At 48.6% G+C, this 12,365-nt stretch carries 11 protein-coding genes; 3 read left to right on the top strand and 8 right to left on the bottom strand.

Annotated elements, in window-relative coordinates; genetic code table 11:
* Window positions 1-183 precede the first annotated feature (183 nt).
* Window positions 184-900 (top strand): LuxR C-terminal-related transcriptional regulator, encoded by a 717-nt coding sequence (locus AAHB90_RS07280; RefSeq protein ID WP_342084273.1) that lies wholly within the window; start codon window positions 184-186, stop codon window positions 898-900.
* Between the two features lie 101 nt (window positions 901-1,001).
* Here the strand turns inward: AAHB90_RS07280 and AAHB90_RS07275 are convergent, their stop codons facing one another.
* From AAHB90_RS07275 to AAHB90_RS07250, 6 genes are all read right to left on the bottom strand, one after another.
* Entirely contained in the window at window positions 1,002-2,069 is a 1,068-nt protein-coding gene (locus AAHB90_RS07275; RefSeq protein WP_342084272.1) for a mannose-1-phosphate guanylyltransferase, read from the bottom strand.
* Window positions 2,070-2,655: 586 nt separating this feature from the next.
* Entirely contained in the window at window positions 2,656-3,342 is a 687-nt protein-coding gene (locus AAHB90_RS07270) for a pseudouridine synthase (RefSeq protein WP_342084271.1), read from the bottom strand.
* 56 nt (window positions 3,343-3,398) lie between these two features.
* Window positions 3,399-4,136, bottom strand: a complete 738-nt coding sequence (locus AAHB90_RS07265; protein WP_342084270.1) for a DUF1361 domain-containing protein — start codon at window positions 4,134-4,136, stop codon at window positions 3,399-3,401.
* Between the two features lie 70 nt (window positions 4,137-4,206).
* Window positions 4,207-5,622, bottom strand: coding sequence for a DEAD/DEAH box helicase (locus tag AAHB90_RS07260; RefSeq protein ID WP_342084269.1), 1,416 nt, complete (start codon window positions 5,620-5,622; stop codon window positions 4,207-4,209).
* Between the two features lie 198 nt (window positions 5,623-5,820).
* Complete coding sequence (locus tag AAHB90_RS07255) at window positions 5,821-6,186, bottom strand: DUF779 domain-containing protein (protein ID WP_342084268.1); 366 nt, start codon at window positions 6,184-6,186, stop codon at window positions 5,821-5,823.
* A 7-nt stretch (window positions 6,187-6,193) separates the two neighbouring features.
* Entirely contained in the window at window positions 6,194-7,747 is a 1,554-nt protein-coding gene (locus AAHB90_RS07250; protein ID WP_342084267.1) for an aldehyde dehydrogenase family protein, read from the bottom strand.
* A 248-nt stretch (window positions 7,748-7,995) separates the two neighbouring features.
* Here AAHB90_RS07250 and AAHB90_RS07245 point away from each other — a divergent pair, with 248 nt between their 5' ends.
* Window positions 7,996-8,922, top strand: a complete 927-nt coding sequence (locus tag AAHB90_RS07245) for an AraC family transcriptional regulator (protein WP_342084266.1) — start codon at window positions 7,996-7,998, stop codon at window positions 8,920-8,922.
* A 141-nt stretch (window positions 8,923-9,063) separates the two neighbouring features.
* Here the strand turns inward: AAHB90_RS07245 and AAHB90_RS07240 are convergent, their stop codons facing one another.
* Window positions 9,064-9,540: a YdeI/OmpD-associated family protein gene (locus AAHB90_RS07240; protein WP_342084265.1), complete on the bottom strand. Its 477-nt coding sequence runs from the start codon at window positions 9,538-9,540 to the stop codon at window positions 9,064-9,066.
* 15 nt (window positions 9,541-9,555) lie between these two features.
* A complete protein-coding gene (locus AAHB90_RS07235) occupies window positions 9,556-10,197 on the bottom strand; it encodes a 3-keto-disaccharide hydrolase (RefSeq protein WP_342084264.1) in 642 nt (213 codons plus the stop codon).
* Window positions 10,198-10,391: 194 nt separating this feature from the next.
* On the opposite strand from AAHB90_RS07235, the gene AAHB90_RS07230 reads away from it, so the two are divergent.
* Window positions 10,392-12,161 (top strand): ABC transporter ATP-binding protein, encoded by a 1,770-nt coding sequence (locus AAHB90_RS07230; RefSeq protein WP_342084263.1) that lies wholly within the window; start codon window positions 10,392-10,394, stop codon window positions 12,159-12,161.
* Window positions 12,162-12,365 lie beyond the last annotated feature (204 nt).

Genomic DNA, 12,365 nt, shown 5'->3' with positions numbered 1-12,365 from the left:
TTTCAGTCAGTAGAGTTAGTCTGAATAAGATTAGGGGGAAATTCGCTAGACCACCACGCGTGTGACGGCTTTGACCAACGGTTCTGCGCCTACATGAACAATCAGCAATCCTTAGTTATCCGAAATAGTTGTATTCACTGGCTGGCGGCTCCGCAGCCCGCTTGCCTTTAACATCCTCCGAACATGAAAATTGCGTTGATCGATAGCCATCGAATCTTCACCGAAACCTTAAGAGAAAATTTGCTAAAATCGCTGCCCGGGCTCGAAACGATAAGTATTTACGGCTCAGTAGAAGCCTACATAGCCCGCCCAGCCGAAGAAACGGCGCCGCTGGTCATCACCGAACTTGTTTTCAATGGCCGCTATGACAAAGGAATAGACTTTATTTTTTCAGCTGAACCCAAAGCTGATGTCATCATTTTAACTTCTATGAGCGATGAATGGCGCATCAGGACCTACATGAATCTTGGAGCGAAAGCTTTCATGACCAAGACTTGTCCGTTTCAGGAGCTACTGGACGCTATCGCGCAGGTTCGGAAAGGCAATCTGTTTCTCTCGCAAGATATTCAGGATATGCTGTGGGCCGAAATAGCAGCTGGCGGCCCTTCACTGGACAGTCTTTCCAGTATTGAGCGTGCGATTCTGGAAGGATTGTCCCGGGATGAACCATTCAAAATGATTGCCAAGAACCTGAACATTTCGATGATCGAACTAAAATACCACCGCAGAATGCTTATGGAAAGATTCAGCCTCAAGCATTTTGCGAATCTCATCGCACTGGCTAAAAAGCCTGGCGTTTTAAGCTCGGGCACCAGTCAGAGCTACGTCGCTCGCGAACGAAAAAAAAGCGCGCCGGGTGCTGACCTCCGGCGCAGAAAGCTGGCTATGAGCGTTGCATAACAAAAAAACTGCAAGGCATTGCACTCAATGAACGTATTATAAAGCATTAAAGCCAGGCATCAATGACCTGCTTTAATGCTTTATGTCAACATAATATCGGATCAAACATATTTCGGATCCAGCTCTTTGGCCTGAGCTACGAATTCCTTCACTTTTTGTTCATCATCCTTTTTGCAGATCAGCAGCACACCATCAAATTCAGCAACAATGAATCCATCCAGCCCGTTTATAACCACAAGCTTATCGCCTGGCATCTTTATAATCGAATTGGTGGTATTGTGCAGGATCAGCGTACCGTCGGTCACGTTCATCTCGGCATCTTTTTCTGATACTTCGTACATAGATTTCCAAGTGCCCAGATCCGACCATCCGAAGCTTGCAAGTACCACATTTACGTTTTCAGCTTTTTCCATAATGCCGTTGTCAATGGAGATGCTGCCACAATGTTGATAGACCTGCCTAATAAACGATTCCTCTGATTCGCGGTAATAATGTTGATCGCCGCCTTGGAAAATTTCGGCGATATCGGGCTGGAACTTGGCTAGTGCTTTTTTAAAGGCATTGATATTCCACACGAAGATCCCTGCATTCCACACAAAGTCACCACTATTTAAAAACTGCAGTGCAAGTTCCTTATGTGGTTTTTCGGTAAACGATTTAACCTTTTTGACGGTTAACTTGTCGGGAATATATTGGATATAGCCGTAACCGGTGTCCGGTCGAGTCGGCTGAATGCCCAATGTCACAAGAATATCCTCATTACGGGTTGCTCCGAGTGCCACCTTAATGGTGTCCCTAAACGCTTCTTCTTTCAGAATGATATGGTCCGCGGGTGCTACCACAACGTTAGCATTGGGGTTACGTGAGGCAATTTTGTAACACGCGTATGCAATACAAGGGGCAGTGTTCCGACGGTGCGGTTCCAGCAGAATCTGGTCGTCGGTCAGTTCAGGAATCTGCCCTTTGATCAAATCCTTATATTCTTGACTGGTAACTATATACACATTTTCAATTGGGCAAACCCCTTCGAATCGGTCGACGGTCTGCTGCAAAAGCGTCCGGCCTGTACCTAGTACATCATGAAATTGCTTGGGGAAATCTGTTCGACTGAAAGGCCAAAAACGGGAGCCGACGCCACCCGCCATAATAATCACATAAGTGTCCTGCATCTGCGTTGAGTAAGTATTTTTGAAAGCATTCAATTAATACTTCAAAACTATTGATAAAGCTGTAATATGCTTTACCAACCGGTTGAAAATTCTCAAAAAAATGGTAGAGCCCTTCTGGGGACCATCAAGCCAGACAAGACATAATCAGTTAATCACACACATACAAGGCCGCCTCGAGGTAAAGAGCTCCTACTGGTGTCCGTTCCCGATCGTTAACAACCGGCGCTCGTGCCGAGCTTCAGACCGACGCCTCGCGACCGGCTGCTGAAAGACCAGTATGCATTCATCAGCGGCCCGTTTTGTGAAGATTTTGATCAGGAGAGTTACAAGCACCGATAAAGCCGTTTTGATAACATTTCGCTGGAAGGTTGTTTTGAGCTTTCATTGCCATTTTGAAGGGTAAGGCATCTGCATCCTTACAGGATGCCATTTCTTTGAATTGGCCAAAGCACTTGGCAATAGACGCTTTAAAACCGATTGGCGAACCGCAGTCCCAAAGCATAGTAAATGAAAACCAAATTGTTTAGCCCAAACAATAAGCTCTTGACGCTGAACATACCCAGGTTTTAGTAGAAACAAAAGATGCTCATTTCAACCGAAGTTTTTCAAGCATCCTGAAAAATTCTGCCTCATAGTAGGCAAATATATTCACATGTTCATGTGTAGTAGGATGTACAAATTCCAGTGACACCGCATGTAGCATCATCTGCATCATACCAAATTGCTCTTTGAAAAAGCGGTTCTGTTTGTTGCAACCGTGAGGTCTGTCGCCAATGATCGGATGCAGGATGTGGGCCATGTGCTTGCGAAGCTGATGCATGCGGCCTGTGACCGGGTTCAGCTTTACCAATGAATAACGTGAGGTGGGATGTTTGCCGACAGCAAACGGCATTTCTGTGCGTTGCAGCGTTTCAAAAAATGTTACGGCATCCTGAACTACCCCATCGTCCCGTTTGAGAGGATAATCTATTTCACCACTATCAGGCGTATAACCCCGTACAATGGCATGATACGTCTTTTTTACTTCACCGTTCATGAACTTGCGCTGCATTTCGCTATTTGTAGCTTCGTCAAGCGCAAAAAGCAGCACTCCCGAAGTCTTACGATCAAGGCGGTGGACGGGGTAAACCTTTTGTCCGAGCTGATCACGCAGCAATTGTACGGCGAAGACATCGGCGTCGCTGGCAATGGGGGAACGATGTACGAGCAAGCCGTTTGGTTTACTGATCGCTACGAGATGCTCGCAGCGAAATAAGATCTGTAACGAATCCATTAAAATGTCTGAAAGCGGGGGATTAATCCATCTAAATCGACGGGGAGCCAATCTTGCTAGTGATTTCCCGGATCGGTATTCTTCTTGGAATGCCGGATCCTGAAACGGATCACCCCCCAAAGTACCAGATACAAAATCCCCAGCAACATCCCGATCTCCATCGCGAAAACCCAGGCAGTACGATCGAGAAGGCTTTCGAAGAGGTTATTGATAATAGCCCCTGGCTCGTGAATAATGTCCCAGCTGTTCATTCTCCGCACCCGGCCAAGGTATACGCCGAAGCCCGCCAGCGGAAGACTGATCAGCAGCAGGGTATTGCCCGGTTTTCTATTGTATACCCGCCGCCAAGAACGGTGGATCCAGTAGAGCGACACCAAACCATTGAACAAACTTACCTCCGCATAGGAAAATAGCATAATGGTATCATGCCAGGTAAGGTCGCGCTGGTAGTCCACTGTGAGGTGGGCAAGATCTGTGATCATGTAGGGAGCGTTCGGAAGAAATGCCAGCCAGGCAATGCTCAGAATACCCAGTACCACAGGAATATTCCCGAAACGCTTTGTAAGATTGTCGGCGAAAAAAGCGAGAATGAGCGGTATCCAACTCAGAAAGAGGTTCCAGTCGAGCGAAAAATCGACCGGAGAATTAAAAAGGATGCGGACAAGATGGAAAAATACCGCAAGCAGGCTCAGAAGCAAAAGCAGTAGCAGCGAAAACAAGCCTTCCATCGTAATGATGGGAGGATCGGATACGCTGAATTTATAATTCCTTATCCAATCTATCAAACGGTCCAAGTGCACGTAATTTAAGTTCTTTCATGACGAATAAGCAAGACAAACAATGCTCACGTCTGACCAACTCTGATCAAGAGGCCTGTGCCTCAGTGGGGTTTACGGTTTTGGGCTGATCCTTTTTAGGTCTCCTCCGCTTGTTTCTGCGTTTTGGCTTATCGCTCCGCTCTGCCGCGCCGACCATTGCCACGTCGGCCGTTACCACGTCGGTCACCGCCGCATCGGTGGTGTCCTGGGGCCTTCCCTCGCGTTGTGGTTTTCTTGCGGAGGGTTTACCCGGCCTGTCTTGCCTCTTACTTTTCCTGTTATTGTTACGCCCGCCAGAACGAAAACGTGGCGGCTCAAATACGGGAGCCTCGCCCAATCCCAGTTCTGCGGTGACCGATTTTTTCTCCAATTCCTTCTCAAAAAGCCTTTCGATCTTCAATACATATTTCTGATCCTGCTCATTGATGAAGGTCATGGCTGTACCTTTTGATTCAGCACGTGCCGTACGCCCTATACGGTGCACGTAATCTTCGGGGTCGCGGGGAACATCGTAGTTCACCACATGGCTGAGGTTATCAATATCGATGCCGCGGGATAACACATCGGTTGCAACAAGGATCGGAAATTGCCGGTTTTTGAAATCACGTAGTACAATTTCGCGCTCGCCCTGCTCAGAATCAGAGGAAATACCATGCGCGCCCAGGCCCAGTTTCCGCAGGGACCGAACGATCGGCTCGACATTGGATTTGCGTGAGGTAAACAACACCATGCTGATATTTTCAACGCCTTTCAGCAGATGCATTAGCAATGGCAATTTCTGCTCATCTCTGGCCAGGTAAAACTGCTGGTCGATCCGGTCGGCAGGACGTGAGACTGCTAATCTGATTTCTTCGGGGTCTTTCAGAATGCGTTTGGCCAATTCACCAATCTTCGGCGGCATTGTCGCCGAAAACATCAGCGTCTGCCTTTCATTGGGCAGGTAGCTCATGATTTTCAGAATGTCGCTCAGAAAACCCATATCCAGCATACGGTCGGCCTCATCGAGAACCAAGTGCCGCAAGTCGCGGAAATGGACGTAGCCTAATTGTAAATGCGCGATGAGCCTACCTGGTGTGGCTATGATAATGTCGGCACCCTGTGTCAATGCTTTTTTCTGCTGGTCCCATTCCGGCCCCTTATTACCGCCATATACGGCAATGCTGGTGGCTCCAACAAAATAGCCAAGGCCCTGAATTTGCTGGTCGATCTGCACGGCAAGCTCGCGTGTAGGCACCAAAATCAATGCACCGGTATGTTCATTGGCTTCGTGGGCGACCTTGTCGAGAATAGGGATCAGGTATGCGGCGGTTTTGCCGGTTCCTGTTTGTGCGCAAGCGAGAAGGTCTTTACCGCTAAGAATGTGTGGTATGGCCTGCTCCTGGATAGGCGTTGCCTGTTGGTAGTTCATAGAATCCACGGCGTTGAGCACGTCTTCGTGGAGTTCAAATTCGTTGAAATTCAAAATTCAGCTTTTAAATCCGCAAATCCTTTGATTTACAGATGTGTTATAGATAGCGCTGACCTTGATTTTCCCAGTCAGCAAACCGCTCGATTTGAACAAATATAACCAATAAGTGCTAAAATGACAAGAAGGTGCGAAACCATCGTGTAAAAGATTCACTACACGACAGGCTCACACCTTCAATAATTAATGCGGTTTTCAGACGTTGATCGCCGTCAGACTACGGGTTTCTTCGGCCGTATAAAGTCTTGATCGGGTAATAAAACGCACGCCCAGTGGGATCTCTAATGAAAAGCTCGAACCGCGGCCAGGAACTATATCGATCGTCAGCTGGGTGTGTTGCCAATACTCAAACTGGTCGCGACTCATGAAAAACTCACAACCCGCTATTTCCCCCAGCAACACATCACTTTCCGACACGCGGAACTCACCTTTGGGGAAACACATGGGCTGTGAGCCATCACAACAACCACCACTCTGATGAAACATCAGCTCTCCATGCGACTCCCGAAGCCGGTAGACGACTTTTTCGGCCTCGGGAGTAATCAATACGCGCTCTGTCATCACATTCTCAGAAAAAGCCCAGCTTGTTCTTGTCGTACGAAATCAGCATGTTCTTGGTCTGACGGTAGTACCCCAGCATCATTTTGTGGTTTTCTCGCCCAAAACCTGACTTTTTATAGCCACCAAACGGAGCGTGGGCGGGATAGGCGTGGTAATTATTAACCCACACCCTACCCGCCTGGATCGCCCGTGGTACCTGATAAAGCTCGTGCGCGTCACGCGTCCACACCCCCGCGCCAAGACCGTAAAGCGTGTCGTTAGCAATGGCAATGGCTTCTTCGGTGGTTTTGAACGTGGTCACGCACACCACCGGGCCAAATATTTCCTCCTGGAACACCCGCATTTTATTGTGTCCTTTGAAAATCGTGGGTTGAATGTAATAGCCGCCCGAAATACCATTTTCAAAAGTTTGTGCAGCTCCGCCCGTGAGCACTTCTGCACCTTCTTCCTTACCTATTTTAAGGTAGGACAAAATCTTTTCGTACTGATCGTTCGAAGCCTGCGCGCCCATCATTGTGGTTCCATCGAGAGGGTGGCCCATTTTAATGGCCTTTGTACGCTGGATTACCCGTTCAATAAACTTGTCATAAATGCTCTCATGCACCAGCATCCGCGACGGGCAGGTACAAACCTCGCCCTGGTTCAACGCAAACAGTACCGCGCCTTCGATGGCCTTGTCCAGAAACGCATCATCCTCGTCCATTACTGACGGGAAGAAAATATTGGGCGACTTACCCCCAAGCTCCATCGTTACCGGCACCAGATTGTCCGAAGCATATTGCATAATGAGCCGGCCGGTAGTGGTTTCGCCCGTAAATGCGACCTTGGCCACACGAGGCGACGACGCGAGCGGTTTACCGGCTTCCACCCCGAAGCCCGTTACGATATTGAGCACCCCGGCAGGCAGAATGTCCCCAATGAGCTCCATTAATATCATGATAGATGTCGGCGTTTGCTCTGCGGGTTTCACCACCACACAGTTGCCTGCAGCCAGCGCCGGGGCGATTTTCCATGTCGCCATCAGCAATGGAAAGTTCCAGGGAATGATCTGCGCTACCACACCCAGCGGCTCGTGCACGTTGATGCAGACTGTATGTTCGTCGTGCTCGGAAATGCTACCTTCCTCTGCGCGGATCACGCCGGCGAAGTAGCGAAAGTGATCAACACAAAGCGGAAGGTCGGCGGCGCGGGTTTCCCGGATCGCTTTACCGTTGTCGATCGTCTCGACAATGGCCAGATATTCTAGATTATCTTCTATGACCTGCGCTATTTTCAGCAGCAGGTTGCTGCGGCTGGTAGCCGAAGTTTTGCTCCATGCCGGGAATGCGGCGTGCGCGGCATCGAGCGCAGCTTCCACGTCTTCCTTCGTCGAACGGGCTGCTTTTGTAAATACCTGGCCGTCGATCGGCGAGATATTCTCGAAATACTCACCTTTGGCAGGTGCTACAAACTTACCGTTAATGTAATTATCATATTTTTCTTTGAAATCAGGCCGTTTGGCCAGATTCTCACTGCTATACGCCTTACTCTCGACTGCCTGATTTTCGGTGATCGTATCCATGATTAAAGGTTATTTTTAGAAATGATTGATAATACAAACCTAGCTTCACAGGTCGTTAATCAATGGTACGATCGTGTCAACTGTTAGGATAATTATCTCATTTTTTCAAAAAAGAGTTATATTTAATGATTGGAGGAAAGGGAGAATGGAAAAGAGGAGGATTGTTATTCGTAGTCAGAGGTTGTCAGGTGTAGTCAGATCAGTAGGGATTACGGAAAAGCGTGTTGAGATTTAAAATAAGAACAACAATGGCGGCAGGTTTCAGATTGGATCAGGTAGCGGTTTCGGCGGAGAAATCGCTTAAAACTTTGGTAGAGAACCGCAGGGCGTTTACGCTTGAAAACTGCGAGTTGAACCTTTTCGAGACGTTACAACCTTCTGCACTGGTACCGCTTACATTCCCCGATTTCGTAGTGACAAGCATGCTGCGGGGCAAAAAGGTGATGCATTTGTTTGATCAACCGGGTTTCGATTACCTACCGGGCGAAACCGTGCTGGTCCCTGCGAATGTGACGATGAAGATCGACTTTCCGGAAGCCGCCCATGAGAATCCTACGCAATGCATTGCCCTGGCGATCGATCAAATGAAAATTCAGCAGATCGTCGACCGGCTCAGCGAAGCTTATCCGCGCGAAGGACGCCAGCAGTTCTGGTCTTTGCAGCACAGCCAGTATCATTTCCTCAACAACATCGAGCTCGCGCAGACGCTTAACAAGCTTATCAAAATTTGCTCGGGCAGCGCATTAGGCAAAGATATACTCGCCGATCTCACATTACAGGAGCTCATTGTACATATTATACAAACGCAGCACCTTGCCGCCACCGATGAAACCTCCTACCTGCACGAGGACGGTCCGTTGGCATTCGTTGTGAATTACATTAAGGCCAATATTAATGAAAAGATCCAGGTGGAAGAGCTCAGCGATAAGGCTTGTATGAGCCGGGCGTCGTTCTACCGCGCATTTAAACGCGAGTTCAGTATCAGTCCACTGGATTTTATATTAAGGGAAAAAATTAAAAAGGCCAAGCAGCTTTTGTCACACACCAAGGACAGCATTTCCGACATCTGTTATCAGCTAGGCTTCTCGGATCTGAATTACTTCGGAAGGCAATTTCGAAAATCGGAAGGTATCTCGCCCAGCCAGTACCGGAATGTTACAAATCGGGAAGATTGACGTTTTCGGTTAGTTGTGGTCATATTATTGTCAGGGGTAGTCAGATATAGTTATTGAGAGCAATCCACACTTAGCCACACATGACTACAAATGACCACACCCGATTACCTTGACCAACAACGCCCCCTCCTTGACAAAACGTCATACGATCCGCCCTGTTTTCAACCTGTCGGTCATCATGATAGCCCGATCAATCCGCACCTGGACTGATTTGGCGCTGGCGATGTAATGGATAATTGCCCGCTGATTCACCGGTTTGGCATTTTCAAATAACCGCTTCGCTTCTTCATCCTGCGCGAGCAGCTCCTGTAATTCTTCCGGCATATCCCGGCCGTATTCGCTGTCGTCCTTTCGCACAGTCGCGTTCAATTTCTGGCCCAACACCAATTTGCCCTGCTGGCGAAGTTGCGTAGCTACATTAATATAGAAGCCTCCCCCACCTCTGGGCCGGATCGCGCATTGAAAATGGACGATACCATTGATCACACAACGCACACGCGCGGGCTTGCGGCCCTCGACGAACTGTGCAGCCACGTCGTCGGGTACCATCATATAAAATTCGCCTCCCTTTTTGGGGAGGCGTTCCAATATCGATTCAAAATGCACTTCTTCTTCCATCGGAAGTAAATACGGTTACTCGGTTAATGGCCTTACCTGAATGTCTTTGTAATACACCACACTTTTGGGATCGTGCGCCTGCAATGCAAATGTACCCTGTTTCAGGAATTTGTTTTTCATCTCGCCCTCCCGTTGGTCCACGCCAGTTTCCTCATAATCCACCACCACTTTGTCGTTGATCTTAATGGTAATGTGCTTGCCTTCCACTTTCACATACTCGGTATACCATTCGTTGTCTTTCACGAAAGTATCCTTTACGTCCACTACATTATAAAGGCTACCGGTGCGCTTGTAGTCGGTGTGCGACTGGTTGACCTGCACTTCGTAACCCTGGGCTGGCCAGCCGTCTTCCTGATAAGTGGTATGAATGAAAATACCTGAGTTGGAACCCGGCATTGTTTTCACCTGCGCTTTGAACTCGAAATTCTTAAACATATGGTTTTTAACAGGACCTTCATAGAAAAGATGCGCCCGCGGCCCGGCCACTTTGATGGTACCATCCTCGATCAAAAAGGAACTTGCATTGGCCCCGACCTTCCAGCCAGTGAAGTCTTTTCCATTGAACAGACTTATCCAGCCATCCTGTGCGTGTGCAGAAATTCCGAGGGCAATGCTCAGCAAAACGGCGCTGCAAAAAACATGCATTAATCTTTTCATAAAAATTCCGGTTTGATAGTTCAAAAAGGTTGGTTTGTTAAAATCGGTCAACGTGTAAGTAAACCGCAAACCCCCAAAAACTACTGATTCTTCACACAAACTTTACCGACCGACAGGCAACCTTCACAGGCATTTTGTGGTTCTAGTGAGTTAGGAAACGTTCCGCTGTTTCCTTAACCACCGATTTCTTTCGAATGAAGAACCCCTACTTATCCCTGCTAGCCACGGCCTGGCGCTATGCCCGCCAGCAACGAGGCCGGTACCTGCTGGTATATGGACTATTTGTGATGGCCAATCTCGTGCTGGCAGCGCATCCGCTGCTTTACGGCTGGTTTATCCAATCCATTCAAAAGGATGCCCAAGGCACTTTGCATAATGTATGGCTTTACGCGGGCGCGTACCTGGCCCTGACCCTGCTCGAATGGGCATTCCACGGACCTGCGCGCGTAATGGAGCGTAAGCTAGCATTCGATCTGAGCCGAAACTTTCTCGACGAGCTGTATCACCAGGCTTTGCATTTGCCAATTCGCTGGCATCAGGACCATCACAGCGGCGCGACGATCAACCGCATCCGTAAAGCCTACGAGGCGCTAAAAGACTTCTTTCAAAACGGCTTCATGTTCCTGCATGCATTTGCCAAATTCATCTTCTCATTTATCGCTATCATCTGGTTCTCACCTATGTTTGGGGCTATTGGGGTACTGATCGGTATCATCAATGTGTATGTGATTTTCAAGTTTGACAGACCATTTATTAAGGCGCTCGACGAGTCGAACGAAAAAGAGCATATTGTCTCCTCCACATTGTTTGACAGCCTTTCCAATATCATTACCGTCATTACACTCAGGCTTGAAAGACGAATGAAAATCAGTCTGATGAGCAAAGTGGGCGATGTATTTCCTCCCTTCCGGCGTTCTGTTGTGATTAATGAATGGAAATGGTTTGTGGCCAGTGTCTTCATCGCGATCATTTATATTGTCGTCACCATCGGCTATGTGTACCAGCATTATGTGCCGGGCGAGGTATTCCTGGTCGGCGGGCTGGTAACGCTGCTAAGCTATGTCAACCAGTTCACCAGCGTGTTCCAGGACATTGCCTGGCAATACACCGAAATCATCCGCTACAACACGGAAGTACAAACCGCCCGGGCCATTGGCGAAGCATACCGGGAGCACCACCGCGTTGATGAAGCAGGCGACCTCCCTGACAACTGGCAGGAAATCCACATCAACAATCTGAACTTCTCGCACGAAGAGTTTTACGACTCCGAAAAGCACGCCCATAGCCTGCATGGACTCGATATCCGCATCCGTAGGGGCCAACGCATTGCGTTCATCGGCGAAAGCGGCAGCGGGAAAAGCACCTTGCTCGCGTTGCTAAGAGGCCTGTACCAACCGGAAAGCGGGGCAAAAGTAACCGTCGACGGGCGCGAAGGAGCCGCTATCGAGATGCTCGCCGACCAGGTGACGCTCTTCCCCCAGGACCCGGAAATCTTTGAAAATACCATCGCCTACAACATCACTCTCGGTCTGCCCCTCGAAGAAAGCGATATTATGCAGGTCTGCGAAACGGCGCATTTTGCAGAAGTGGTAGGCAACCTCCCCAAAGGCCTGGAATCCACCATTCAGGAAAAGGGCGTAAACCTTTCGGGTGGGCAAAAACAGCGCCTTGCGCTCGCTCGCGGGATCCTCGCTGCGCGGACAAGCGACATTGTCTTGCTCGACGAGCCTACCAGCAGCATTGATCCGAAGACGGAGGCCATGATTTATGATAAGATGTTTGTGGAGTTCCGTGGCAAGGCCATTGTCTCCACGCTGCACCGCCTTCATTTGTTGACAAAGTTCGATTATGTCTACATCCTCCGCGACGGGCGCCTAATAGACCAGGGTACATTTGATGATCTTTACCGGAACAGCCCGGTGTTCCAGGACTTGTGGCAGCATCAGGAGACATTGGCTGGGTGACAACCTGGCACAATTTTTTAGCCACCTACATTTCGTAATTACCCTACATTGGAATAGTTCAAATTATGATTTTATTAAATTTCTCTTCAAATCGCGTTGTAGCCATGAAACTTTCAAGCTACAATATGCCTTTCTTGGCAAAATCCATGATTTTTGGATTACATTTGCTCCAACTCATTCAATCTTTAGATGTCGTCCCGCAAC

It is taken from the genome of Dyadobacter sp. OTU695 (assembly GCF_038440355.1).
In the GTDB taxonomy this organism is placed as follows: domain Bacteria; phylum Bacteroidota; class Bacteroidia; order Cytophagales; family Spirosomataceae; genus Dyadobacter.
This window is presented reverse-complemented; position numbering and strand designations above follow the sequence as displayed.

Excerpts from the sequence above, each read along its gene's own strand:
- AAHB90_RS07280 (WP_342084273.1), top strand. The coding sequence starts at position 184 with ATGAAAATTGCGTTGATCGATAGCCATCGAATCTTCACCGAAACCTTA.
- AAHB90_RS07275 (WP_342084272.1), bottom strand. The coding sequence starts at position 2,069 with ATGCAGGACACTTATGTGATTATTATGGCGGGTGGCGTCGGCTCCCGT.
- AAHB90_RS07270 (WP_342084271.1), bottom strand. The coding sequence starts at position 3,342 with ATGGATTCGTTACAGATCTTATTTCGCTGCGAGCATCTCGTAGCGATC.
- AAHB90_RS07255 (WP_342084268.1), bottom strand. The coding sequence starts at position 6,186 with ATGACAGAGCGCGTATTGATTACTCCCGAGGCCGAAAAAGTCGTCTAC.
- AAHB90_RS07250 (WP_342084267.1), bottom strand. The coding sequence starts at position 7,747 with ATGGATACGATCACCGAAAATCAGGCAGTCGAGAGTAAGGCGTATAGC.
- AAHB90_RS07245 (WP_342084266.1), top strand. The coding sequence starts at position 7,996 with ATGGCGGCAGGTTTCAGATTGGATCAGGTAGCGGTTTCGGCGGAGAAA.
- AAHB90_RS07240 (WP_342084265.1), bottom strand. The coding sequence starts at position 9,540 with ATGGAAGAAGAAGTGCATTTTGAATCGATATTGGAACGCCTCCCCAAA.
- AAHB90_RS07235 (WP_342084264.1), bottom strand. The coding sequence starts at position 10,197 with ATGAAAAGATTAATGCATGTTTTTTGCAGCGCCGTTTTGCTGAGCATT.
- AAHB90_RS07230 (WP_342084263.1), top strand. The coding sequence starts at position 10,392 with ATGAAGAACCCCTACTTATCCCTGCTAGCCACGGCCTGGCGCTATGCC.